Origin of the sequence: Nostoc sp. CCY 9925 (assembly GCF_963920935.1) — a bacterium.
Lineage (GTDB): Bacteria > Cyanobacteriota > Cyanobacteriia > Cyanobacteriales > Nostocaceae > Nostoc.
This window is the reverse complement of the sequence record NZ_CAWUDO010000046.1, coordinates 40,624-65,046: the sequence shown is the minus strand read 5'-3', so window position 1 is coordinate 65,046 and position 24,423 is coordinate 40,624. Positions and strand designations below refer to the sequence as shown.

At 42.6% G+C, this 24,423-nt stretch carries 21 protein-coding genes and 1 pseudogene; 12 read left to right on the top strand and 10 right to left on the bottom strand.

Annotated features, from left to right (window positions below):
- The first annotated feature begins 497 nt into the window (after positions 1–497).
- Positions 498–2,075: a photosynthetic/respiratory NAD(P)H-quinone oxidoreductase subunit D1 gene (gene ndhD1 / locus ACM0OY_RS22185; protein WP_414571001.1), complete on the top strand. Its 1,578-nt coding sequence runs from the start codon at positions 498–500 to the stop codon at positions 2,073–2,075.
- Positions 2,076–2,577: 502 nt separating this feature from the next.
- Here ndhD1 and ACM0OY_RS22180 read toward each other — a convergent pair.
- Positions 2,578–5,172: an ATP-binding protein gene (locus ACM0OY_RS22180; protein WP_414571000.1), complete on the bottom strand. Its 2,595-nt coding sequence runs from the start codon at positions 5,170–5,172 to the stop codon at positions 2,578–2,580.
- 293 nt (positions 5,173–5,465) lie between these two features.
- Here ACM0OY_RS22180 and ACM0OY_RS22175 point away from each other — a divergent pair, with 293 nt between their 5' ends.
- Positions 5,466–6,224 carry a Uma2 family endonuclease gene (locus ACM0OY_RS22175; protein WP_414570999.1) on the top strand — a complete coding sequence of 253 codons (759 nt, stop codon included), beginning with the start codon at positions 5,466–5,468 and terminating at the stop codon, positions 6,222–6,224.
- 215 nt (positions 6,225–6,439) lie between these two features.
- On the opposite strand, the gene ACM0OY_RS22170 is transcribed toward ACM0OY_RS22175, so the two are convergent.
- Positions 6,440–6,694 carry a TIGR02450 family Trp-rich protein gene (locus ACM0OY_RS22170; RefSeq protein ID WP_414570998.1) on the bottom strand — a complete coding sequence of 85 codons (255 nt, stop codon included), beginning with the start codon at positions 6,692–6,694 and terminating at the stop codon, positions 6,440–6,442.
- A 100-nt stretch (positions 6,695–6,794) separates the two neighbouring features.
- Positions 6,795–7,169, bottom strand: a complete 375-nt coding sequence (locus tag ACM0OY_RS22165; protein WP_414570997.1) for a hypothetical protein — start codon at positions 7,167–7,169, stop codon at positions 6,795–6,797.
- 355 nt (positions 7,170–7,524) lie between these two features.
- On the opposite strand from ACM0OY_RS22165, the gene clpB reads away from it, so the two are divergent.
- Positions 7,525–10,143, top strand: a complete 2,619-nt coding sequence (gene clpB, locus ACM0OY_RS22160) for an ATP-dependent chaperone ClpB (protein ID WP_414570996.1) — start codon at positions 7,525–7,527, stop codon at positions 10,141–10,143.
- A 137-nt stretch (positions 10,144–10,280) separates the two neighbouring features.
- Here the strand turns inward: clpB and ACM0OY_RS22155 are convergent, their stop codons facing one another.
- Positions 10,281–10,838, bottom strand: coding sequence for an SRPBCC family protein (locus tag ACM0OY_RS22155; RefSeq protein ID WP_414570995.1), 558 nt, complete (start codon positions 10,836–10,838; stop codon positions 10,281–10,283).
- A gap of 469 nt (positions 10,839–11,307) precedes the next feature.
- Here ACM0OY_RS22155 and ACM0OY_RS22150 point away from each other — a divergent pair, with 469 nt between their 5' ends.
- The 3 genes from ACM0OY_RS22150 (at position 11,308) to ACM0OY_RS22140 (ending at position 13,975) form a co-directional block, all read left to right on the top strand.
- On the top strand, positions 11,308–11,502 hold the full coding sequence (locus ACM0OY_RS22150; RefSeq protein ID WP_414570994.1) for a hypothetical protein: 195 nt from the start codon (positions 11,308–11,310) through the stop codon (positions 11,500–11,502).
- 241 nt (positions 11,503–11,743) lie between these two features.
- Positions 11,744–12,589, top strand: a complete 846-nt coding sequence (locus ACM0OY_RS22145; RefSeq protein WP_414570993.1) for a segregation/condensation protein A — start codon at positions 11,744–11,746, stop codon at positions 12,587–12,589.
- 216 nt (positions 12,590–12,805) lie between these two features.
- Positions 12,806–13,975, top strand: a complete 1,170-nt coding sequence (locus ACM0OY_RS22140) for a sugar phosphate nucleotidyltransferase (protein WP_414570992.1) — start codon at positions 12,806–12,808, stop codon at positions 13,973–13,975.
- Between the two features lie 145 nt (positions 13,976–14,120).
- Here the strand turns inward: ACM0OY_RS22140 and speA are convergent, their stop codons facing one another.
- Positions 14,121–16,139: a biosynthetic arginine decarboxylase gene (gene speA / locus ACM0OY_RS22135; protein ID WP_414570991.1), complete on the bottom strand. Its 2,019-nt coding sequence runs from the start codon at positions 16,137–16,139 to the stop codon at positions 14,121–14,123.
- A gap of 231 nt (positions 16,140–16,370) precedes the next feature.
- On the opposite strand from speA, the gene ndk reads away from it, so the two are divergent.
- Entirely contained in the window at positions 16,371–16,820 is a 450-nt protein-coding gene (gene ndk / locus ACM0OY_RS22130) for a nucleoside-diphosphate kinase (RefSeq protein WP_414570990.1), read from the top strand.
- Between the two features lie 158 nt (positions 16,821–16,978).
- Here ndk and ACM0OY_RS22125 read toward each other — a convergent pair whose 3' ends face one another.
- Positions 16,979–17,701 carry a TerC family protein gene (locus ACM0OY_RS22125; RefSeq protein WP_414570989.1) on the bottom strand — a complete coding sequence of 241 codons (723 nt, stop codon included), beginning with the start codon at positions 17,699–17,701 and terminating at the stop codon, positions 16,979–16,981.
- A gap of 378 nt (positions 17,702–18,079) precedes the next feature.
- Between ACM0OY_RS22125 and ACM0OY_RS22120 the strand changes: the two genes are divergently transcribed.
- Both ACM0OY_RS22120 and ACM0OY_RS22115 read left to right on the top strand, forming a co-directional pair.
- Positions 18,080–18,316: a DUF433 domain-containing protein gene (locus ACM0OY_RS22120; RefSeq protein ID WP_414570988.1), complete on the top strand. Its 237-nt coding sequence runs from the start codon at positions 18,080–18,082 to the stop codon at positions 18,314–18,316.
- Positions 18,313–18,519 (top strand): DUF5615 family PIN-like protein, encoded by a 207-nt coding sequence (locus ACM0OY_RS22115; protein WP_414570987.1) that lies wholly within the window; start codon positions 18,313–18,315, stop codon positions 18,517–18,519. Before ACM0OY_RS22120 ends, ACM0OY_RS22115 begins: the two co-directional genes overlap by 4 nt.
- A 287-nt stretch (positions 18,520–18,806) precedes the next feature.
- On the opposite strand, the gene ACM0OY_RS22110 is transcribed toward ACM0OY_RS22115, so the two are convergent.
- The 3 genes from ACM0OY_RS22110 to ACM0OY_RS22100 all read right to left on the bottom strand — a co-directional run bounded on the left by ACM0OY_RS22110 (position 18,807) and on the right by ACM0OY_RS22100 (position 20,681).
- Positions 18,807–19,247: a hypothetical protein gene (locus ACM0OY_RS22110; RefSeq protein WP_414570986.1), complete on the bottom strand. Its 441-nt coding sequence runs from the start codon at positions 19,245–19,247 to the stop codon at positions 18,807–18,809.
- Positions 19,248–19,316: 69 nt separating this feature from the next.
- Positions 19,317–20,009: a hypothetical protein gene (locus ACM0OY_RS22105; protein WP_414570985.1), complete on the bottom strand. Its 693-nt coding sequence runs from the start codon at positions 20,007–20,009 to the stop codon at positions 19,317–19,319.
- Between the two features lie 321 nt (positions 20,010–20,330).
- Entirely contained in the window at positions 20,331–20,681 is a 351-nt protein-coding gene (locus ACM0OY_RS22100; RefSeq protein WP_414570984.1) for a hypothetical protein, read from the bottom strand.
- A gap of 62 nt (positions 20,682–20,743) precedes the next feature.
- Between ACM0OY_RS22100 and acs the strand changes: the two genes are divergently transcribed.
- The 3 genes and pseudogenes from acs to ACM0OY_RS22085 all read left to right on the top strand — a co-directional run.
- Complete coding sequence (gene acs, locus ACM0OY_RS22095; protein WP_414570983.1) at positions 20,744–22,717, top strand: acetate--CoA ligase; 1,974 nt, start codon at positions 20,744–20,746, stop codon at positions 22,715–22,717.
- 87 nt (positions 22,718–22,804) lie between these two features.
- Positions 22,805–23,473, top strand: coding sequence for a tetratricopeptide repeat protein (locus tag ACM0OY_RS22090; protein WP_414570982.1), 669 nt, complete (start codon positions 22,805–22,807; stop codon positions 23,471–23,473).
- A gap of 236 nt (positions 23,474–23,709) precedes the next feature.
- Positions 23,710–23,814 (top strand): annotated as a pseudogene (locus ACM0OY_RS22085) (Uma2 family endonuclease); the annotation flags it as partial.
- 25 nt (positions 23,815–23,839) lie between these two features.
- On the opposite strand, the gene ACM0OY_RS22080 reads toward ACM0OY_RS22085, so the two are convergent.
- On the bottom strand, positions 23,840–24,421 hold the full coding sequence (locus tag ACM0OY_RS22080; protein WP_414570981.1) for a Uma2 family endonuclease: 582 nt from the start codon (positions 24,419–24,421) through the stop codon (positions 23,840–23,842).
- Positions 24,422–24,423 lie beyond the last annotated feature (2 nt).

Sequence of the window (24,423 nt, the reverse complement as noted above, 5' to 3'; positions counted from 1 at the left end):
GAGTTTTTTCTTTTAGTCCTTTTATTCAGAATACCCGGAAAGTGACACAAGAGGGCTAAGCTGTTGCCAAAGTTCCACGGGGACGAGTACATCTGTTGTTTGTCCATCTGCGTTTGTAAGATAACGAATCTGATTTTCAATTTGTGCCATTATCATAGGGTTGTTTCTCCTCTCATGCTTTTTGCACCAAATCGCTTTTTTAGACAACCAGCAAACAGCATGATGTATTTTTAGCGATCGCCTGGGTTGGGCTACGCTGTCCCGTCGCTAGAATTCTAGTTTAGCGGCTTTGTTGAGGGTCAATTTTTGACTTGACTGGGGGTATCCTAATCCACATTCCGCACTCCCAAGTGTCAAAATAGACTCCCAAGAGAAAAAATCGGGGATTGCTAATTTAATTAAATCAACCTAACGAGGAAGAGCAAATCCCCAAAAAGCTGTTAGTTAATAACTAGTGACTTTTTGCCAAACATGATTTTGATAGCAGACAAATTGCGATGAATACAGCTACTTTCCCCTGGCTGACGACGATTATTCTGTTTCCGATAGCGGCGTCACTACTGATTCCCATCATCCCAGATAAAGACGGCAAAACAGTGCGCTGGTACTCCCTGATTGTCGGGCTGATAGATTTTGCACTGATTGTTTACGCTTTTTATACTGGGTACGATTTCTCCAATCCAGATTTGCAGTTGGTGGAGAGTTACCCCTGGGTACCACAGCTCGATTTGAATTGGTCGGTAGGGGCAGATGGCTTGTCCATGCCTCTGATTATTTTGACTGGATTCATTACCACGCTGGCGATTTTAGCGGCTTGGCCTGTAACCTTCAAGCCCAAGCTATTTTACTTCTTGATTCTGGCGATGTATGGCGGTCAGATTGCCGTGTTCGCCGTCCAGGATATGCTGCTATTTTTCCTGGTGTGGGAACTGGAACTCGTGCCGATATACTTTCTGCTGTCGATTTGGGGAGGCAAAAGGCGACAATACGCAGCGACTAAATTTATTTTATACACCGCTGGCGGTTCGCTGTTTATTTTGCTGTCTGCCCTGACAATGGGATTTTACGGCGATACGGTGACGTTCGACATGCGATCGCTCGCCCTCAAAGATTTCGCCCTGAATTTCCAACTTGTACTTTACGCTGGCTTCCTAATTGCCTACGCCGTCAAGTTGCCGATTATTCCCTTGCACACCTGGCTACCTGATGCCCACGGTGAAGCTACAGCCCCTGTACACATGCTATTAGCAGGTATTCTCCTGAAAATGGGCGGTTACGCTCTAATTCGGATGAACGCCCAAATGCTGCCTGACGCCCACGCTTATTTTGCGCCAGTGTTGATAGTTTTGGGGGTAGTTAACATCATCTACGCTGCCCTGACATCCTTTGCCCAGCGCAACCTGAAGCGAAAAATTGCCTACTCTTCGATTTCTCACATGGGCTTTGTCACCATTGGGATTGCTTCCTTTACCGATTTGGGATTAAGTGGAGCAGTATTGCAAATGGTTTCTCACGGGTTAATTGGGGCGAGTTTGTTCTTTCTCGTAGGTGCAACTTATGACCGGACACACACCCTAATGTTGGATGAAATGGGCGGTGTCGGTAAGAGAATGCAGAAAATTTTCGCCATGTTCACCGCCTGTTCAATGGCATCTTTGGCTTTGCCAGGAATGAGCGGTTTCGTAGCAGAATTAATGGTATTTGTGGGCTTTGCTACTAGCGATGCTTATAGCTCTACCTTCAAAGTTATTGTAGTTTTCTTGATGGCAGTTGGGGTGATTTTAACTCCGATTTACCTGCTGTCGATGTTGCGAGAAATTTTCTACGGTCAAGAAAACGAAGAATTAGTTTCTCACCAAGCTTTGATAGATGCTGAACCCCGTGAAGTATTTATCATTGCCTGTTTGTTAGTGCCAATTATTGGTATTGGTTTCTATCCAAAATTGCTCACTCAAATGTACGACTCCACAACTGTACAATTGACAGCAAGATTGCGTAATTCAGTGCCTACATTAGCACAACAAAAACCAGAAGCACCCAAGGTTTCTTTGAGTGCGCCGGAAATTGCAAATTAGATAGCGATCGCTAATTTCAATTAATATTGTTTTTGGGGTGGGTTTTGTACCTGCCCTTTTTTGGTTATTAATCATTACTCATTATTCATTAGACCTCTTGCATAAATCAAAAATAAGAACCCCACCCCGCCAAAGCTATGCTTTGTCTCCCCTCCCCGCAGGCGGGGAGGGGTTGGGGGTGGGGTGTTAGGCAATACTACTCGCTTTGTGCATTTTGAACTCAGAATTTGGTTTGGGGAAAAGGTTAAAGGGTAAGGGTTAAAGGTTTTTTCTTTCCCTTTTCCCCTGAACCGACAAGTATTGGGGTGTTAGGGACTTTTGCAAGAGGTCTATTAGGCATCGGTTATTAATTATTCCCCTCTGTTCCTTTGCTCCTTTGCCCCTCCACCTCTAATACTTGTCGATTCAGTGAAAAGGGGGAAAGAGAAAACCTTTAACCTTTTCCTTAAACCCAATTCCGAGTTAAAAATGCACAAAGCGAGTAGTATTGCCTCCGCCTACCTCAGGATATAATTACAGCATTGGTAGTAGGTAGTTTACAACTTTGCCAAATTGGAATCTCAACCCAAAATTCTGCTCCTTGTCCTGGTTCTGAAACACACCAAATAGCTCCATTGTGTTTTTCTGTGACAATTTGAGCGCTAATTGCTAATCCTAATCCCGTGCCTTTACCTGCGGGTTTTGTAGTAAAGAAAGGGTTAAATAATCGTTGCTTAACTGCTGGCGTTATCCCAGAGCCATTATCTGCAATTTGTATAGTTATCCGATCCGAGTTGCGTAAATTAGTACGAATTAGAATTTGGCTAGGATTAGCCTCTATGTCCTCAGGAGTTCGCTGATTGTTATAACTATCTAGGGCATCAATGGCATTAGTAATTAGATTCATAAACACCTGATTGAGTTGTCCGGCGTAGCATTCTACTAAAGGAATATCACCATACTCTTTGACTATTTGAATACCGGGATTTCCAGAGGTTTGTTTGAGGCGATTTTGTAAAATCAGCAGTGTGTTATCAATGCCTTCATGAATGTTGACAGGCTTCATATCGGCTTCGTCAAGTCGAGAAAAATTCCGCAAAGATAGAACTATTTCGCGAATGCGATTAGCTCCGATTTTCATGGAAGCTAAGATTTTAGGTAAATCCTCAACTATAAAATCAAGCTCGATCGCTTCTATCTGAGCTTGTACTTCATTTGTAGGATTAGTATTAGACTTTTGATAGAGTTTGACTAGTTCCAATAAGCCAAGCGTATATTCATTTACATGGGTCAGGTTGCCGTAAATGAAGTTAACCGGGTTATTAATTTCATGAGCTACGCCAGCCACTAATTGACCTAAACTCGACATTTTTTCGGTCTGAATTAGTTGGGCTTGGGTTTGTTTGAGATTGTGCAAAGCTTGGTTGAGTTGTTCTGCCTGGGCAGTGGCAGCAGCAGTAGCATCACGGCTTTGATTATACAATTGTGCCTGGTCAATGGCGATCGCTAACTGGTCAGCCAAACCTCGAATCAGTTCCACTTCATAGTCGGTCCAGGAACGCAGCGCTCTAGTATGTTCGCAGACAATTACACCCAAGCAGCTAGACTGGGTGTAAACTGATACTGCCAATAGAGATTTCAAGCCTAAAGTCATGAGTAAATCCGCGTTTTTGCCATCAAGCCCGGAATCTGTGGCAATATCATCCAAACGCAGCAAATTATTTCTCAGAACAGTCTGATTCAGCACTTCCAGCTTTTGGATATGACAGTCTTTCAAGGATTCTGGCAAATCGGGAGCACAGGCTTCCTGACTCAGTTGAAATGTTGTAGATTCATCTTGTGTATGACACCAAAAAAACTGGCATCGGTCAATCTCGAGCAGTTCCCGAACTTCACCGACTACTGTACTCAAAATTGTATTTACATCCAGCGAGTTACGAATTTGACTAGATAAACGAGTTTTCAGAATTTTTTCTCGCTCAACCAGTTCTCGCAACTGAGCTTCAGACTGTCTTAACTCTATTTGGGACATCTGGCGATTGACACGAGCTCTCGCCAGTAGCCAAGAACCAATGCCAATTAGTCCTACTAACCCAGCATATAGTAGTAGTAATTTATTCAAAAATTGGTTTGATTTGGTCGTCAACGTTTGTGGGGATACCCGTGAGACAATCTTCCAGTAATAAGATTTAATGTCAATTTGATTGTTGCTTGGTGCAAAAGCTTTTCCGGCTCCAGTACTGGATTTTTGCCCTTCCACCAGAGGGTAGACCGTTGTAAAGGTGAACATTCCTTCAGAGGTTTGGAATTGTCCCGATTCCGTTTGAGAAATCTGTTGCCATGCTTGGGGAAAAGCTTTACCAAAAGTGCGGTTTTGGCGTTCGGGAAACATAAATCCCCATTCATCCTTAGGCTTTGGTGCTTTTAACCAGTAGCCGTCAGCATTCAGCAGCATTCCCTGGCTAGAAGCGTTAACCAAGGCTTGATTAAAATTATCCAACAGTTTGGCACCGAAATAATTTAACACCACAATGCCTCGTTTTTGTCCGCGGCGATCGAAAACGGGAGTGCCAAAGCGAATCATTGGCTTAAGGGGTTGTTCAACCTGACCTCGTTCGATGTTAAGGTCAAGGGGAGAGACAAATACTTGTCCTTGATTTAGCTGTAAAGTGTCATTAAACCAGTAGCGCTTGGCTTGAACTTGCAGTTTTTCTTCTGGAACAATCTGTGGTTCTCCCCGATTGAAGTTGACTCTAACAACTTCCTTGCCTGATTCATCCAAAAAGCGAATTTGGTCGTAAAGTTTTTTATATCGAGAAATTAATAAAAATTCTTGAGCGAGTTTTTGTTGTTCTCCCTTCACTTTTTCTAAGATTCCCTCTAGCTCGTTTTGTCTAGAGATAACTATTAAATCTGAGACAACCGAGTGAAAGTCTGTGCTGATGATTTTTGTTTGTAAATCTACCTTGCGGAGTTCATTCGTTTTTAATACAACTTTTTGGGTTTGCACCTCTTGGTAATAGATAGTCCCTAAAACTCCTCCAACTAACGTTGATAATGGCAAAAAAATCGTTAAAAAATGTTTAATTAAAACTCGTGAATGCAACTGTGGTGGCATATCTAATACTAAGGTACGAGTGAAGAATAGGGCTAAAATTAACTAAGTTCCAACTGCACCACATTTTTTGAGTCGTTGAAAAGTATTTTGCCCTTTCTTGCTATTGTCAATTAGACACTCTGGTAGTCAGTACCGAAGATTTACGTATTTAAAAAAATTTACACTTGTATTGAGATTTAAATACTGAGAAAAAAGACACAAAGCGATCGCCTAAAATACTTTTTGATTGCTACCATGCGATCGCACATCAAGAGATTTTCTACAATTTAAAATCAGATGTAGCAAAATAGCTCATGTTAAACTACAATCTGCTCCATTGTTTGCCGTCTTCCGAAGAACTACCAGACTCAGATGATACTGCTGTGGATAATGAACTACAAAATTCAATTCCTGGCTTGCTGAAAACGATATTGGCTTTAGCTTGGTGCGATCGCTGGGATTGGTTCTTTGGCGTTAATATGGGTATTTATTATCACCCGGACAAACCAGCTATTGTCCCCGATGGGTTTCTCAGCTTAGGAGTCCAACGTTTCATTGATGTAGGCAAAGCCTTCTCCCAAGGATTAGACTTACGCCTGAGTTATGTATTGTGGGAAGAAAAAAAGTTGCCAATTTTGGTACTAGAAGTTGTTTCCCAAATCCATCGAGGAGAATACAGCACCAAGCAACAATTTTATGCCAAAGAATTAGGAATTTTATACTACGTTGTATACAATCCACTGCGGCGGAAAAAGTCGCCTTTGGAAGTGTATCGCTTAGTTGATGGGGAATATATTTTAATGTCAGGTTTAATGTCAGAAAGACCTGTTTGGCTACCAGAAATTGGTTTAGGAATTGGGCGAGAACGAGGAATTTATCAAGGTATAGCGCGGGAGTGGTTGTATTGGTATGACGAGGAAGGACAGAGATTGTTGACACCAGAAGAACGCATTCGGGAACTGGAAGAACGAGCAGTTTTTGAAGAACAGCGGCGTCTGGAAGCAGAACAACGAGCAAAAATCTTGGCGGAAAGCTTAAAAGCTTTTGGTGTCGATCCAGAAACTTTAGGGTGAAATTTACAGCACAATTAGTGAATTCAGTAGTCAGAATTAAAGCAGGCTTTATTCCTGGTTACCAGACTTAATTTTTGTACTTCACCAACTTGAAATCTGCTGAGCGATCGCCTAAATTGCATTATTAATGTCAGGTTAAAACGCTAGTTAAAATGTCAAGTAGTCTAAAGACATATATTACTTGAGATTTATTTCAGTTTATCTATTTCAGGCAATCAAGACACATCATCTTCTAGTTCCTCGATTTCCTGTAATGTTTGCCAGCCAGCTTGCCACTGGGAGTTATCTTGTAATAATTTGGCATTCATCCAAAAACGAACTTTGGGATCGCAGGCAGCCACCATTTCAGCGTAAACCCACTTACCCTGATTTTTACGATTGACAACTTGGAAGTGTCTCCATCCGTCCACTTTTTGTTGTGCTGTCCACTTAGAACCGAGTAAGTAAGGAAATTTTTGTTTTTTAGTCATTAGTCATTAGTCATTAGTGATTGGGCATAGGGAAGAGGGGGAAGCATAAATTCTCTTTCCTCCCACACTCCCCATCTTTGCATCTCCCCACTCCCTCTACTTAACGCGTTACCAAATCACCATTGCGGGTAAACTTTTGACAATCCAACTCATTATCTTGCTGTACACATAGGGAAAACCATCTGATATGACTCCAACAAGTGTTGATATTGTTAGTAATTTTGCGCTTTTTCTTAGAAAGACGTTGCCTTACAACATCATTAGGGCAAAGAATCTCCAAAGTACCGAAACCATCTTCGTAATTGACGATCCGAAATAGACAGTCTTGTAACATAGCACGGCTGCTGCTGTCGAAGAAACGCTTAAATCGCTGTAGTTTTTCTCCTTCAGTCATTTTGCTGATGGGTTTTATTTGAAATAAATCCTCATCGTCAAAGTCAAAGTCATCATCCTCAAAGTCGTAGGGGTCAATCATTTTCAGCATCCACTAGGCGACCTGGAATTATGGTAACTCTGTCTGGGGACAGGGAAGGTTTCTTTGGAGGCAAGGAAGATGGGAAGATGGGGGAGTGTGGGGAGATTAGAAAAAAGCTTCTTAACCTTCCTCTCCTCCCACACCTCCATTTCCTCATCTCCCCACACTCGCAATGCCCCATGTTCTCATCCCCTCAGGTAACAGAGGGCCAAAAATCACCAAGGGCGGTAATACTACTACTCTACAAAGACGTGAAGACCGATCCAGCTAGGGGCCTACCTCTTTTTACAATGTCTTTATCAGAGAATATTACTCTGTGTGCCTTGTTCCCCTAAAGTGGTTTATCGAATAGCTTATGCAACCTACTGATCCTAACCAATTTACGGAAAAAGCCTGGGAAGCGATCGCCCATACACCGGATATTGTTAAACAATACCAACAACAGCAGATTGAAAGCGAACATTTGATGAAAGCACTGCTAGAACAAGATGGTCTAGCCAGCAGTGTCTTGACGAAAGCCAGTGTAAACTTGCAAAAACTACGCGATCGCACCGAGCAATTTATCCAACGTCAGCCGAAAGTCTCTGGTAACAGCACTTCCGTCTACTTAGGGCGTAGTTTAGATACACTTCTAGACCGTGCAGACGGATATCGCCAGGAATTTAAAGACGAATATATTTCAATTGAACATTTGTTGCTGGCTTATGCTAAGGATGACCGCTTTGGCAAAGCTTTATTTCAAGAATTCGCTTTAAATGAAAGCAAACTAAAAAATATTATTAAACAAATTCGTGGGAGCCAAAAAGTGACCGACCAAAATCCAGAAGGCAAATATGACGCACTGGAAAAATATGGGCGTGACCTTACAGAAGCAGCCCGGAAAGGTCAACTCGATCCAGTGATTGGGCGGGATGATGAAATTCGTCGGACTGTGCAAATTCTCTCTCGTCGCACAAAGAATAACCCTGTGTTAATTGGTGAACCGGGTGTTGGTAAAACTGCGATCGCTGAAGGATTAGCACAGCGTATTGTTGCTGGTGATGTCCCCCAATCCCTCAAAGACCGCAAGTTAATTGCTTTGGATATGGGTGCTTTAATTGCCGGGGCCAAATTCCGGGGTGAATTTGAAGAACGTTTAAAAGCAGTATTAAAAGAAGTTACCGAATCTGGCGGCAATATTGTTTTATTTATTGATGAAATTCACACTGTTGTCGGTGCTGGTGCCACCCAAGGGGCCATGGACGCTGGTAACTTGTTAAAACCAATGTTGGCGCGGGGTGAATTGCGCTGTATTGGGGCGACAACTTTGGATGAATATCGCAAATATATCGAAAAAGATGCGGCGCTGGAAAGACGTTTCCAACAGGTTTATGTCGATCAGCCGAGTGTCGAAGATAGTATTTCCATTTTGCGCGGCTTGAGAGAACGTTATGAAAACCACCACGGGGTGAAGATTTCCGATAGTGCTTTAGTTGCAGCGGCGATATTATCGAGTCGTTATATTAGCGATCGCTTCTTACCAGATAAAGCCATTGACTTAGTAGATGAAGCCGCCGCTAGGTTAAAAATGGAGATTACCTCCAAACCAGAAGAACTGGACGAAATTGACCGCAAGATTCTGCAATTGGAAATGGAGAAGTTATCACTTCAAAAAGAAAGTGATGCAGCTTCTCGCGAACGTCTCGAAAGACTAGAAAAAGAAATTGCTGACCTCAAAGAAGAACAAAGTACTCTGAATGCTCAATGGCAATCTGAAAAAGATATCATTAACAAAATTCAGTCCGTTAAAAAAGAAATTGAACGGGTGAATTTGGAAATTCAGCAAGCAGAACGCGATTACGACCTCAACCGGGCTGCGGAATTGAAATACGGTAAATTAACAGATTTGCATCGCAAATTAGAAGCAGCAGAAAGCGAATTAGCAAATGCCCAAAGAACTGGTAAATCGCTGTTACGCGAGGAAGTAACCGAAGCTGATATTGCCGAAATTATTTCTAAATGGACAGGAATTCCCATTAGCAAGTTGGTGGAATCAGAGAAAGAAAAACTGCTGCATTTAGAAGATGAATTGCACCATCGCGTGGTTGGACAACAAGAAGCAGTCACAGCCGTAGCCGACGCAATTCAACGATCGCGTGCTGGATTAGCCGATCCGAATCGTCCCATCGCTAGCTTTGTTTTCCTCGGACCGACGGGTGTCGGTAAAACCGAATTAGCAAAAGCTTTGGCGGCTTATATGTTCGACACTGAAGATGCACTAGTGCGAATCGATATGTCGGAATATATGGAGAAACACGCCGTCTCAAGGCTTATCGGTGCGCCTCCAGGATATGTAGGCTACGAAGAAGGCGGACAACTAACTGAAGCGATTCGTCGTCGTCCTTACGCAGTAATTCTGTTCGACGAGATCGAGAAAGCACACCCCGATGTATTCAATATCTTCCTGCAAATTCTCGATGATGGTCGTGTTACTGATGCCCAAGGTCATACTGTGGACTTCAAGAACGCTATTATCATCATGACCAGCAACATCGGTTCTCAGTATATTCTCGATGTTGCCGGCGATAACGCACACTACGACGAAATGCGCCGTCGGGTGATGGAGGCGATGCGAAATAGCTTCCGTCCAGAATTTCTCAATCGGATTGACGAAATCATCATCTTCCACGGTTTAAATAAGCAGGAATTACGCCAAATTGTGCAATTGCAGGTGGAAAGATTGCGGCAAAGGCTGGGCGATCGCAAGATTTATCTCAAACTCTCCGATGCCGCTCTTGACTTTTTAGCAGAAGTGGGATACGACCCAGTATTTGGGGCACGTCCACTGAAACGGGCGATTCAGCGGGAGTTAGAGACGCAAATTGCCAAGGCCATTCTGCGTGGGGAATTTAACGACGGAGACACCATCTTTGTCGATGTCCAAAATGAGCGTCTTTCCTTTAGTCGCTTATCGGTTGAGGTGTTTACAAGCTGATACGATTTTGGATTTTCAAAGAGTGTTCATAGCAAAAACGCAAAGTTCAGCTAGAGCTTCTTTGCGTTTTTTTGCGAAATATTTTTAGTGTTTACAAAGTAATAACGAAAAAATGTGCAATTTGGCTGTACATTTGCTTACTGACCTTTACAAATCACTTGTCGCATTTTCCGCATATTTGCTGGCAATTCAAAGTTCATTGCTTGTTGAATGAAAATTGATGGAATTGGGATATTAGGCGTAGCTTGCACAGTATAAGCGAGCAAAGTGCCATTGCCACAATCTTTGAGTTCTAGATGAGCATTAAAATCCTCAAAAGTTCCTTTTTCCATGCGAAATTGGATTTGTTGCCCAAGTACTTCTACAACATTGAGGTAAATTTCTACTTGAGCAGTGAAAAACAGAAAGGCTTTTTGTGCTGCTTGGTACAGGCGCTTGGCTTCACCTCGATGTATTACTTCGCTTTTGGTAATGTCAGGAAAATACTGGACCCAGCGGGGGTAATCGGTTAATTGCTGCCAGACTTGCGATCGCACCATCGGCAAATACATCCAAGCTGTAACGGCACCACCCCACGCCTTGTGCGATCGGGTTTCTACTAAAATTTCACCCTGTACTAGTAAGCTTTGCTTGTCTTGACTCCAAGCCATATCTGAACCTGCAATAATTGAGTTTAAAATATGAGACGCAGACATAATGATTTCAGTGACTCCTCAACTCATCCACCTAAAAATATTGACACTACAAGCCCTCAAAACTTGATTCAACTCTAACCCACTCAATTTTAGTTCCAGTTTAGTACTTGTTCTTTCCGGAAACACTCATTTTTTGATAATTATTTCAGTCACTTTACTGGGAAAACTGTATTTCTGAACACAATTAACACAATCAACACTTAAGTAAAAATTTATCAAAGCAATACTCATAAATAAAAAATCAAGTTTTTAACAGCTAAAATGGCACAAGCACCAACTAATATCAAGCACCAAGAATAATTCTAGAAGTTTTGCCAGTAGTAACTTTCGTCCACCTTTGCCGACTTTTAGTATTTAACGTCTGCTAATTTTTACGTGTTATTTCTGTTGAAACTGCAACTTCACCGTATCTTAATACCTGAATGTCAATACTAAAATCTAATATCTGTTGAGTTGAGAGGAAAACTAAGTGAGTCAATCATCTTTAAATCGTAGATTAATCCAGATTTTGGGTATCCTTCTTGGTATTAGCCTAGCGGTTTGGATACTCAGAGGCTTTGGGATTCTGACCTTTATTCCGGGTGGAATTATTTGGCTACTGTTACTGGGGGCGATCGCGATCGGGATTATTAGTTATGCTCAAAGAACTTGGTGGCGTTTTTAATCATTTTGCATAGGGCATGGGGCATTGGGCATTGGGCATTGGGGATGAGAAGAGAACAAGGGGACAAGATCAATTGGGGACAAGCAGAGAAGCCTGAGCGGCGGAAGCTGGCGCTCAGAACTTCGGAGGAAAGATTTATTGCAACTTTTCTCCCTATTTCCTTGTCTCCCCATCTTCCTCATCTCCCATACTCCCAATGCCCCATGCCCCATGCCCCATTTAATTAACTTAGTACCTGCTGATGGAAGCTTCCGAGCTATTAGAAACAATTACACTCCTGATTCATCAAGCCCAGCAGGGGGAAATTGACCCTTGGGATGTGCAAGTGATTGAGGTGATTGACCATTATTTAGAACTGATGGGATCGCAGGCAATAGGAAAAGGCTATGAAACAGACTTGTCTCAATCTGGACAAGCCTTTTTATCAGCATCAATGCTGGTATTGTTCAAAGCAAATACCTTAATGCAGTTGTCAACAGTAGAAGATATACAAGATGGTGTACTAGATGATGCTCTATTGCTAGATGAAGATGGTGCATTACATCATAGTCCTCGTTTACCATTAGAGCGGCAATTGCGTCGTCGTCCAGCAGCAATGCCACCGCCAAAACGCCGGGTAACTCTGCAAGAGTTAATCGAGCAATTACAAATTATGGCGAACCAGCTCAAACTCGTAGAGAAAACCAGCAAACCTATACGTCCCAGGCGTCAGCCTAGCATCCAAAGTATGCGGCAGGCTCTGGAGTTGGCTCACCAGGAAAATCTGACAGAAGTGGCTGGAGAACTAGAGCAGGTGTTGAAATTATCGGCAAAAGAGCTATGTTTAGAAGAAAATTGGTTGAATTTAGAACAACTTGTGCAGTTGTGGACTCAGACCAGGCAACCATCTCAAAATGGGTCTGGACACCAGTCTGAACACAGTCATCTAGTTAGCGTTTTTTGGGCGTTATTACTACTCTCGGCTCAATCCAAAGTAGAGCTATCTCAAGAGGAATTTTACGATGAGATTAAAGTTCGCTTACTCACAGATTCAGCTAACAATTCCACAGTCTGTGAGCAACCAATGAACCAAGCAAGCCAAAACTAGCTCTACAGATAATTGACAGATTTTTGCTTCAGCTTCAAAATCCGAGTAAATTGAAAAGATAAGCGATCGCTTGTCATCTAAGTGTACCTATGGTTGCAATAACCACTAAATTACTGTTATCCCTGTTTGGAGGGATAACTTACAGCAGAAATAAAACTGATGATTAAGTATCACTCAATGAAAGTAAACTGGCTTGTGGTTGAGGAATAAACTTTTATGAAAGCGATGATTCTCGCAGCTGGCAAGGGTACTCGCGTGCGTCCAATTACGTACACTATGCCCAAACCAATGATGCCCATTCTGCAAAAGCCAGTGATGGAGTTTTTGCTGGAACTGTTACGCCAACACGGATTCGACCAGATTCTGGTCAACGTTAGTCATTTAGCTGAGGAAATAGAAAACTATTTCCGTGACGGTCAGCGGTTTGGCGTACAAATTGCCTATTCTTTTGAAGGGAAAATAGATGACGACGGTAAACTGGTAGGTGAAGCCATTGGTTCAGCTGGAGGAATGCGGCGCATTCAAGATTTTTCACCATTTTTTGATGATACTTTCGTCGTTTTGTGCGGTGATGCTTTGATTGACCTGGATTTAACTGCCGCAGTTAAATGGCATAGAGCTAAAGGATCGATCGCTACTATTATTACGAAGACTGTCCCCGAAGAAGAAGTTTCTAGCTACGGTGTGGTTGTTACCGACGAAGAGGGTCGCGTCAAAGCTTTCCAAGAAAAACCTTCAACTGAAGAAGCCCTCAGCACCAATATCAACACTGGCATTTATATATTTGAGCCAGAAGTATTTAACTATATTCCCTCTGGCGTCGAATACGACATTGGTAGCCAATTATTCCCCAAGCTAGTGGAAATCAAAGCTCCTTTTTACGCCATCCCTATGGACTTTGAATGGGTAGATATTGGTAAAGTACCAGACTATTGGCGGGCAATTCGCGGCGTACTGTTGGGTGAAATCAAAAATGTGCAAATTCCTGGCCATGAAGTCGCCCCTGGTATCTACACTGGCTTAAATGTTGCCGTCAACTGGGACAAAGTAGATATCACAGGCCCAGTTTACATTGGTGGAATGACAAGAATAGAAGACGGAGCTAAAATTGTCGGTCCAGCAATGATTGGCCCTAATTGTTGGATATGTAGTGGCGCAACAGTAGAAAATAGTGTGATTTTTGAATGGTCGCGCCTCGGCCCGGGAGTCCGCTTAGTGGATAAGCTGGTGTTTGGACGTTATTGCGTCGATAAAACTGGGGCTGCAATAGATGTTCAAGCCGCAGCTTTAGACTGGCTAATTACTGATGCTCGTCAGACAGTACCATCCCATACTCCTGTTGAGCGACAAGCAATAGAGGAATTGCTAGGGACAAGCGCGAATTAGGGATTGGGGCATTGGGCATTGGAAGAGGACACGGGGAAGGAAGAGAATAGAGGGACAAGCGAAAAGACTTGTTGTAAGTTATCTCCTTGTGCTCTTGTCTCACCTGCTCCCCTGCCCCCTGCCTCCTCTGCTTCATGCCCCATTCCTAACTATTTAAATAAGTGTATCTTCTGAGACTCTGTTCGTAGGTTTGTAGGAGTCGCTGAGATTCTGCTAGAGTAATGCGCTTTTCCTCTAAAGCTTTCTCGCAACGCTGGCGGATGTTTTCCACCATATCTTCGGAGTCATATTGAACATAGCTCACCACTTCACTCATGGTGTCGCCTTTGACTACGTGTTCGATTTGGTAGCCTTTGGGCGTTAATTGAATGTGAACGGCGTTGGTATCGCCAAATAAGTTGTGTAAGTTACCCATGATTTCCTGATAAGCTCCATTGAGGAACATACCCAAGTAATATGGTTCTCCTGCTTTGTAGGGATGGAGTTCTAAAACCGATTTGACATCGCGCAAGTCAATAAAGCGATCTATCTTACCATCACTGTCGCAGGTGAGGTCTGCTAAAATTCCCCGCCGCGTTGGTTCTTCATCCAAGCGGTGGATTGGCATGATGGGAAATAACTGGTCGATCGCCCAACAATCTGGTGCTGATTGAAACACAGACATATTGACATAGTAGATGGAAGCCATGATTTTTTCAAGGTCTTCCAGTTCATCGGGTACGTATTCTTGCTGCCTAGTAATGTCCAAAATCTTTTGACAACAAGCCCAGTAGAGCCGTTCTGCTTTAGCTCGTTCTCTGAGGCGTAAAATTCCCAAGTTGAAGCGACTGATGGCTTCTTCTTTGAATTGTGCCGCGTCGTGGTACAGCTCTTGATAATTTTCTTTGTTGATGGATTGGTAGCTTTCCCAAAGATAGTTAATGATTGGGGATTCTCCCTCTTGTGGTGGTTCTGGTGAATCAAGGGGGACATCACTGGTACTGAGAACGTCAAAAATCAGCACCGACTGATGGGAAGCGATCGCTCGTCCACTTTCACTAATCAATGTTGGTACGGGAATTTGCCGTTCGGCGCAGGTATCTTTTAACTCTGCCACAATATCGTTGGCATAGTTCTGCATATTGTAATTTTTCGACGCGTAGAAGTTGGTTTGCGAACCGTCGTAATCTACGCCCAAGCCGCCACCGACATCCAGGTATTTCATGTCTGCTCCCAGCATCGCCAATTCTACATAGATGCGACTGGCTTCTTGGATGGCATCTTTAATCACATTAATGGCAGAGATTTGCGAGCCGATATGGAAGTGCATCAACTGTAAAGAATCCAGCAGATTAGCATCCCGTAATTTGTCAACTGCCTCGATCACCTCAGGCATAGTCAAACCAAATTTAGCGCGATCGCCACTGGAGGTTCCCCAACGTCCCATACCTTGGGTACTGAGCTTCGCCCGGACGCCCAAAATCGGCTTAATACCTAACTGGCGATTGGCAGCAATCACCAAATCCACCTCTTCAATCTGTTCTAAGACGATGATTGGTGTTTGCCCTAGTCTTTGGGCTAACATTGCCGTTTCAATGTATTCCTGGTCTTTGTAGCCATTACAAACTAACAATGCTCCTGGCGTATCCAGGATAGCCAAAGCAATCATTAATTCTGGCTTGGAACCGGCTTCTAAACCAAATTGATGGGGCTTGCCAAATTTGACTAAATCCTCAATCAAATGCCGTTCTTGGTTGCACTTGACAGGAAACACGCCACGGTAGACGCCAGGGTAGTTGTAACGGGCGATCGCTTTGGCAAAACAAGCATTCAACCGCTCAATCCGGTCTTCTAAAATATCGGAAAAGCGAATAAGCAAGGGTAGTCCCAAATTTCGCTGCTTCAAGGCATTGACTAATTCAAACAAATCTAGAGAACCGCCGCGATCGCCTTTAGGGGCAACGGTAACGTGACCAGCAGCATTAATGGAAAAATAAGGTTGTCCCCAACCTTCGATGCGATATAATGTTTCGCTATCCTCAATTTTCCAGGAGCGAGGTAAATCTCCTGTGGTAGTACTCGGTGGTAACAGTTTTTTTTGTTGATTTTTTTTCACTTCAGATTTGTGTCCATTGGACGGTAGTATTACCACCTCGTCAGATGTAGCAGTTGACTCAACACCCATTTCTTCCTAACCTCTGTGTTTCACCCACGAATTAACAATTTAGCGCATTCGTTTCAGAACCGATATGCACCCAAGGTTAATTTCTGAGATAAACTCTGATTGGTCAAGAGTCATGTGTTATTTGTCATTGGTCGTTACTCATCACTCATGAGTGCAAAACCCTTAGACAAACGACAATGCACAATGGACAATTGACTAGATAAAAACTTTATTAAGTTTTGGGAGATAGCTTTGGAACGCACATTCTTAGCAATTAAGCCTGACGGTGTACAGCGCAAATTAGTGGGTGAAATTATCCGTCGCTTTGAAACTAAAGGTTTTACCCTAGTTGGTTTGAAGTTCCTGAAAGTCAGTCGGGAACTAGCTGAACAACACTATGATGTCCACCGGGAACGTCCGTTTTTTGGTGGCTTAGTCGAATTTATCACTTCTGCGCCCGTGGTAGCGATGGTTTGGGAAGGGGATGGCGTTGTTGCAGCTGCGAGAAAAATCATTGGTGCAACGAACCCGTTAACAGCCGAACCAGGAACAATTCGCGGCGATTTTGGCATTAATATTGGTCGTAACCTCATCCACGGTTCCGATGCTCAAGAAACCGCACAACGCGAAATAGCCCTGTGGTTTAAGGATGAAGAATTAGTCAATTGGCAACCGCATTTAACAGCCTGGTTGCACGAGTAGAGACGCAAAGAGGACGCGGGGACGCGGGGAAATTAAGAAGATGCGGAGAGTGAAAGATGGGGTGACACTCTTAAAAAATTCTCCGCGTCCCCGCGTCCCCCGAAGTTCTGATCGGCGGAAGCCGCCGCTCAGACTTCTCCTTGTGTCCCGGCGTCTTCTTACTTGGGTACTTCAGTCTTTTCCGGTTCTACTTGGGGTAATTCGGCGCCAATACGCTTAGAAAATCCCCAGCCTAAAATCAGGAAGATGGCTGTAATCATTACCCATTCTGGTGGGACTAAATTATCGTTCACTACTTTTAAAAACAGTCGCAGCCCTACGAAAGCTACAGTTATATAGCCTGCGTCTTCTAGATTTTCATATTCGTCTAACCAACGGATAAACAATCCCGCCATGAATCGCAGCGTAATAATACCGATTGTGGCACCCGTCAGCACTAGCCACTTTTCTTGAGAAACAGCGATCGCAGTTGTGACACTATCCAATGAAAATGCCAAATCTGTAAATGCAATCACGGGGATGGCTTGCAATAGTGAATTAAAACGCGGCCCGTGATGATGATCGTCCTTGCCTTCTTCTGAGGTAAAGTGTTGGAATACCAGCCATAGCAAGTAGGCAGCGCCCAATAATTCAAATTGCCAGAATTGTTGCACCCAAGTAGCGGTAAGAATTAGGGTGATTCGCAGCACGTAGGCAACGACTAAACCAAAGTTTAAAGCTTTACGCTCAAGTTCTTTATCTTCTAGCCCTTGGGCGATGGCAGCGAGAGCGATCGCATTATCAGCAGATAGCACCGCCTCTAAAAATATCAGGATCAGCAGGACTATCGGGGCCTCAACGCTGAAATGAAAGTGGAGGTAATCAAAAATTCGGTCTAGCATTCCAAGTTTCTCAAGCAGGAAAAAGTTAAAATTTGACAGGAACAGAGATTTTTTTATTCAAGAGCGCAGTAAATTGCCACTTTGATCCAGCTTAACGTGGTTGTGGTGGATTCTGAAGAGGGTTCAATTGGTGCGATGACCCTACTACTGCGGTATTTGGCGTATAAGTCAATACACCAAAAGTTTTAATATTTTTCTCAATGTCATGTCAATGGACCACCGTCATTTGGCATCTAAAATTAGAAGATAACAACCAAAATATGGTAAAGATTTATAAATATTACCTTAACGACTGAGCTTGAACAGTTTATTCAAATTCAGGTTGTAAGCTGTAAATACACCTCAGCACGAGAAAGTAATAATTCATGAATATTTTTTATGGATAACACACTACTAAAACGCATTACTCATAATCCAGATATCTGCCACGGTAAACCATGTATTAGAGGACTTCGTTATCCAGTTGAGTTGATTTTAGAACTGCTTAGTTCTGGTATGACTGCTGAGGAAATATTGGCAGATTATGACGACTTAGAATCTGAAGATATTTTGGCTGTCTTGTTGTTTGCCGCTCGACTCAGCCAAGTCAAAAGCATTCATCGAATTGCCTCATGAAATTTCTTGTCGATGCTCAATTGCCAGTTCGTCTGGCTCGTTTTCTTCAAGCTTCAGGTTACGATACAATCCACACCAGAGATTTACCGAGGGAGAATGCTACACCAGATATTGAGATTAATGCTGTATCAATTAAAGAAAGTAGAATTTTAATTACTAAAGATGTGGATTTTCTCAACTCTTTTTTAACAGTAGGTCTATAATTAATTCCCAAAGCAGCTGTTTGGATTCCACAAAATTGGTGATGAGGGGGATATGAACCCGGTTATTACAAAGACGCGATAAATCGCCGTCTCTACAAGCGGTTTATCGTAAATAAAAGGGTTTAAGACCCCTACCTCTACAGGTAGCCTCAGTTTCAGTCGGGGTTTAAATCCCCCGGAGTTGCTCCTCTTGGGGAGACCCCAAGACCGCACTCCTCTTCGTCTGAAATTGTCTTTAATGCGTGAATTTTGAATTGTTAACGCGTCTGTTGCTGTGATTCCAAATTTCACAAAATATCTGCCAACTTTACCAACAGACTATTTGCTAAATCTACTAAGCTGATGTCATCTGTATCAATAATGTTTTCACCACCAGCTAATAGATTTTTCACAGCAATTAACCTGTTATCTACCTCAGGACTTCTCCAATATTCTTCTAAAGTTACTGCAAAATCAAACAGCGATCGCTCTCCTAAATACTGTCTTACTCTTACAGCTACATTATCATCACTTACCAAAAATTCTTTGATAGCATCTAATCGAGAATTACCTAAGATTTCGTCATTTCCCCAGGTTTCTAACCAGTCTCCATTTACATCTTCAACATAAAAGTTGATAAAATCAACCCCGTAAGTTAACCAGTTCTGCTGCATTTGTCTAGCTGTTGCTAAAGCTTCGGCAAAGTTATTTACATTGTTGCAGGTGTGAGTTTCTCTTTTGTGAGCCATAAAAGCTGTAATGAGCAGGTAAGTATGTAGGCTAGAATACAAATCTTGTACATCAAAATCCGGAGACGTTCAGGAAAATTTTAAATATTTTCCACCAGAAAGATAATCACTGTTATACAGCGCCACATTCACTAACTGGTTCACATAATTAGCATCTTTGGGATTGTAACTTAGGAACAATCCTCTCTCTATTTCCCACGATCGCAGTGTATTTTGCCAAGCTTGGTACTTTTGTTGATTAAGTTCTTCACTGACACTGGTAACTTGAATGCAAAGTGGTTGATTATTACGACTACTAACAATTAAATCCGTTGCCATTGATAGGTCGGCTATATAACGCTGCCAAAAACTACCTTCTCGCTGAACAATATCTTGGGCTATATTTCTAATAATATCATCATCACCCTGATTAAACTCACCTGCCATTAATTTTTGCTTCCAAATATAAAACTTGGAATCATTTGCATTAATCCATTTGGGAAAAAGGTAACCATACCAATATCTTTCAATGGGTGTCATTTGCTCAAATTTTGCTTTTTGTTCTTCTGGTGAAGGTGAGGATTTTATTATCAGCCAAATTGTCGAATCCGTAATTACTTCTAAGAGAAAAGCAAGGACAAAAGGTTTAGCCGTCAGGGAACCCGGTTTGATATTCTTTACCCAACGGTTGATTTCATTCAATCTTCTCGCTAAATTTGGATCTATCGAGGAAGCTTGCTCGATGAGGGACTTTAGTTTATGCTTAATCTCTTTTGCTTGCAAACGATGTCCTACTTGTCAGATACTAACGCTTTTTTCACAGTGACTCAGTTACCAATAGTCAGTTTTGTCCCTTGGGTATAAGAGGACAGTTGTCAAGTGTAGAGTTGTATCGATATTCCCTAGCTGAAAAAGTGAGGAATGAACTTCTCAAAGTCCTCCTTAAGAAGGAAGATAAAAAGTTTTTGACACATCAGTTACCACTTTTTAAACATCCTCTGGGTTCCCCTTGATACGCTTTAGCTGACTGTTCACTGTTTATTGTTTCAACAAATTTATATTTAATTTTAACTGTAAAGTGTCTCTGTTAATTTGCTCATCTCATCAAATGTTATCAGGGTTAATGCCCTGTGTACGCAAAAGTTCACGCAGTCTAGCAATTTCTTGTTCTGCTTGTTGGGCTAGTTCTTCAGATGATGGTATCAATTGATTTTCAGTAGTAAAGAATCTTAATTTACCTTCATAAACTCCCAAGTAAAGTTCTAACTGTTGACTCCATAAACGTCCATCAGTGGTGGTTTGAATTTCTTGATACTTTCCATCTACTAGATGAAATCCCTGAAACATAGTTCTAGGAAAGGGGAGTAGGGAGTGGGGAAGTGGGGAGATGAAGGGGACGCGGGGAATGAGTAATAACTCAGCAATTTCCACCCAGCTTAACGAAAATCTAAACACAGTACAGCATAACTGGGCTAAGAATAGTTTTTAGTAACAATAAGTGATCGCGCTCATCAACTATGTCTCAACCAACCATAGAATCAATCCTACAAGAGAATCGCCTTTTCCATCCTAGTTCGGAATTCTCACAAAACGCTCATATCAAAAGTCTAGAAGACTATCAGCGCCTCTACGACAAAGCTAAAGCCGATCCGCAGCAATTTTGGGCAGATTTGGCGACAACAGAATTATCATGGTTCCAAAAATGGGATACTGTGCTAGATTGGCAACCGCCTTTTGCTAAGTGGTTCGTCGGCGGTAAGATGAATATTTCTTACAACTGTCTTGACAGACACCTCACTACTTGGCGCAAAAATAAAGCTGCATTGATATGGGAAGGAGAACCAGGAGACTCGCGTACTCTCACCTATGCCCAACTACACCGGGAAGTTTGCCAGTTTGCCAACGTCTTAAAGCAACTAGGCGTACAAAAAGGCGATCGCGTTGGTATTTATATGCCAATGATTCCGGAAGCTGCCATCGCCATGTTAGCCTGTGCGAGAATTGGCGCACCCCACAGTGTAGTATTTGGTGGTTTTAGTGCCGAAGCTTTACGCGATCGCTTAATTGATGCCAAAGCCAAGTTGGTAATTACTGCTGATGGTGGCTGGCGCAAAGATGCGATCGTTCCCTTGAAGGAACAGGTAGATAAAGCCTTAGCTGATGGTGCTGTTCCCAGCGTTGAAAATGTCCTGGTTGTCAAGCGCACTGGACAAGAAACTTATATGCAGTTGGGGGGACGCGACCATTGGTGGCACGATCTACAAAAAGATGCATCAGCAGATTGTCCCGCCGAACCGATGGACAGCGAAGATATGCTGTTTGTCCTCTACACTTCCGGCAGTACGGGCAAACCGAAGGGGGTGGTGCATACAACTGCTGGTTATAATTTGTATACCCACATGACCACCAAGTGGATCTTTGACCTGCAAGATACAGATGTATATTGGTGTACCGCAGATGTAGGTTGGATTACTGGACACAGTTATATTGTCTACGGCCCCCTTTCTAATGGCGCAACAACTGTAATGTATGAAGGTGCGCCGCGTGCTTCTAATCCCGGCTGTTTCTGGGATGTGATTGAAAAATACGGCGTTAATATTTTTTATACAGCACCTACGGCAATTCGGGCATTCATAAAGATGGGCGAACAACATCCCAACGCGCGAAACTTGTCTTCGTTGCGATTGCTGGGAACCGTCGGCGAACCCATTAACCCCGAAGCTTGGATGTGGTATCACAAAGTTATTGGTGGAAGCCGCTGTCCAATTGTGGATACCTGGTGGCAAACCGAAACTGGCGGTATCATGATTACACCGCTACCAGGGGCAATTCCTACGAAACCCGGTTCCGCAACTCTTCCCTTCCCTGGAATTATTGCAGATGTCGTGGATTTAGAAGGAAACACCGTACCCAACAACGAAGGCGGTTATCTCGCAGTCCGCCATCCTTGGCCGGGAATGATGCGGACAGTGTATGGCGATCCGGAACGCTTCCGCCGCACTTATTGGGAACACATCCCCCCCAAAGATGGTAACTATACTTATTTTGCTGGTGATGGCGCAAGACAAGATGAAGATGGTTACTTCTGGGTAATGGGTCGCGTGGATGACGTACTGAATGTATCAGGACACCGACTCGGTACAATGGAAGTCGAATCAGCCTTAGTATCTCATCCAGCAGTTGCAGAAGCAGCGGTAGTGGGTAAACCGGATGAACTCAAGGGTGAAGAAGTAGTTGCTTTTGTGACTTTAGAAGGCACTTATCAGGGAAGTGAGGAATTAAGTAAAGAACTCAAGCAACACGTTGTCAAAGAAATCGGTGCCATCGCCCGTCCCGGAGAAATTCGCTTTACCGACGCTTTACCGAAAACGCGGTCGGGTAAGATTATGCGGCGATTATTGCGGAATCTGGCTGCGGGGCAAGAAGTATCTGGTGATACTTCAACCTTAGAAGATAGAAGCGTGTTAGATAAATTGCGCGAAGGCGCGTAGCAATTTTAGATAAATCATGGGGCGTTACACGGTAACGCACCCGCAATTTATCATAAGTATTAGAACACTATTGAGGCATTCAGGGCGATGAAACTGAACAACAAACTGAAATCAGCATTTGTTCAACCTTTTGGCTGCATGACACTGAGTATCATCACTGCCGTTGGTCTCTCACCATCAATGTTAGCGGTTTCTTTAGATTCGCCTCAAAAGTATCCCCACAGACAAACGCATAAACTAGCGCAATTTTCAGACCAAGGGCCATCAGAGCGATCGCAGATTCTCCAACAAGCCAATGCTTTGTACAATCAAGGAGACATGAAAGGTGCAGAAGAAAACTTACGCAAATTCATTAAACAATTTCCTAAAGATGCCTTTGGACACTTCCAACTAGGAAACGTACTTTTTCGACAAAAGAAATCAGAGGAAGCAATTAGCGCTTACCGTGAAGCCATTCGCCTCCAGTCAAAATATGCTTTAGCTTACAATGCGATCGGTATGGTCTACGCTAGCGAAAATCGCTGGCAAGAAGCGATTACTGAATATCAAAAAGCTTTAGAAATCAATCCTAATTATGCTGAAGCAATGACTAATTTTGCTCTAGCAATGTGGCAAACAAGTAAACAAGATGAGGCAATATCTTATCTAGAAAAAGCTTTAAATATCTTCAAAGAACAGAATAGAAATGAAAAAGTTAATCAAGTTCAAAAAATCTTGGAAGAAATCAAAAAAGCAGACGATCCTAGCATTTCTTGAAAATCAAATTTTTCAGTAGAGAAAAGTTAACAAGATTTACTTTCGGGATGCTTTGCTAAAAATGCGATCGCTGAAGATGATTATGCGGTGGTTGCTGCGGCATCTGCCATCTGTCAAATAGATTTCTCGTGTTTAATGATTGTTGGGTGGGGATTTTACCCGCCCTTTCAAAAATACTAAAACAGCAATCTACAATAATCTACAATAAGACTCAAATAAACTCTAGGTTAAAGCCTATGACTTCCTTATCGGCATTAACTTTACCTGACCACACGCAGTTACCAGATTCAGATGGTACATTCGTGAAAAATCTTCAGGAACATCCGCAAAGTATTTTAATTTAGGAATTGACCCAGAAATATTGGATTAGAAAGTATTATCTTCTACTAATGATACATCTTCGTATATTGCTGCGATCGCACAACGAAAATCAACGCTAGCTAAATGTACTTCTTCTCCTTTCTCATAAGGGTAAAGTACCCAATGTCCTTCTTCATTACGACGGAAACATTCCACACTCATTGTATCTGGTGAAATTAGCACATATTCTTTTAGTGATTGTAAGTGTCTGTAACTAGCAAATTTCTTTCCTCTGTCATAGCCTTCCGTTGACTCAGAAAGCACTTCCACCACTAAGCAAGGATAGCATTTAAAATATTCAAATTCTTTATCTCGTGTATCACAAGTAACCATTACATCAGGATAGAAATAGCGATTTATCGTATCAATTTGTGCTTTCATATCTAATATGTAGACACGGCAACCACCACCCCGGAGATGGTTTCGCAGCAAAACAAACAAGTTTCCTACTACAGTGACATGACCATCACTCGCCCCGGCCATTGCATAGACTTGCCCATCAATATACTCGTGTTTAATTTCACTTACTTTCTCGCCTTCTAGATATTCTTCTGGGGAGATATAGTACTGGCTTTGGCTAATTACCATTT

Coding starts and splice junctions, on each gene's coding strand:
- ndhD1 (WP_414571001.1), top strand. CDS start 498: ATGAATACAGCTACTTTCCCCTGGCTGACGACGATTATTCTGTTTCCG.
- ACM0OY_RS22180 (WP_414571000.1), bottom strand. CDS start 5,172: ATGCCACCACAGTTGCATTCACGAGTTTTAATTAAACATTTTTTAACG.
- ACM0OY_RS22175 (WP_414570999.1), top strand. CDS start 5,466: ATGTTAAACTACAATCTGCTCCATTGTTTGCCGTCTTCCGAAGAACTA.
- ACM0OY_RS22170 (WP_414570998.1), bottom strand. CDS start 6,694: ATGACTAAAAAACAAAAATTTCCTTACTTACTCGGTTCTAAGTGGACA.
- ACM0OY_RS22165 (WP_414570997.1), bottom strand. CDS start 7,169: ATGATTGACCCCTACGACTTTGAGGATGATGACTTTGACTTTGACGAT.
- clpB (WP_414570996.1), top strand. CDS start 7,525: ATGCAACCTACTGATCCTAACCAATTTACGGAAAAAGCCTGGGAAGCG.
- ACM0OY_RS22155 (WP_414570995.1), bottom strand. CDS start 10,838: ATGTCTGCGTCTCATATTTTAAACTCAATTATTGCAGGTTCAGATATG.
- ACM0OY_RS22145 (WP_414570993.1), top strand. CDS start 11,744: ATGGAAGCTTCCGAGCTATTAGAAACAATTACACTCCTGATTCATCAA.
- ACM0OY_RS22140 (WP_414570992.1), top strand. CDS start 12,806: ATGAAAGCGATGATTCTCGCAGCTGGCAAGGGTACTCGCGTGCGTCCA.
- speA (WP_414570991.1), bottom strand. CDS start 16,139: ATGGGTGTTGAGTCAACTGCTACATCTGACGAGGTGGTAATACTACCG.
- ACM0OY_RS22125 (WP_414570989.1), bottom strand. CDS start 17,701: ATGCTAGACCGAATTTTTGATTACCTCCACTTTCATTTCAGCGTTGAG.
- ACM0OY_RS22120 (WP_414570988.1), top strand. CDS start 18,080: ATGGATAACACACTACTAAAACGCATTACTCATAATCCAGATATCTGC.
- ACM0OY_RS22115 (WP_414570987.1), top strand. CDS start 18,313: ATGAAATTTCTTGTCGATGCTCAATTGCCAGTTCGTCTGGCTCGTTTT.
- ACM0OY_RS22110 (WP_414570986.1), bottom strand. CDS start 19,247: ATGGCTCACAAAAGAGAAACTCACACCTGCAACAATGTAAATAACTTT.
- acs (WP_414570983.1), top strand. CDS start 20,744: ATGTCTCAACCAACCATAGAATCAATCCTACAAGAGAATCGCCTTTTC.
- ACM0OY_RS22090 (WP_414570982.1), top strand. CDS start 22,805: ATGAAACTGAACAACAAACTGAAATCAGCATTTGTTCAACCTTTTGGC.
- ACM0OY_RS22080 (WP_414570981.1), bottom strand. CDS start 24,421: ATGGTAATTAGCCAAAGCCAGTACTATATCTCCCCAGAAGAATATCTA.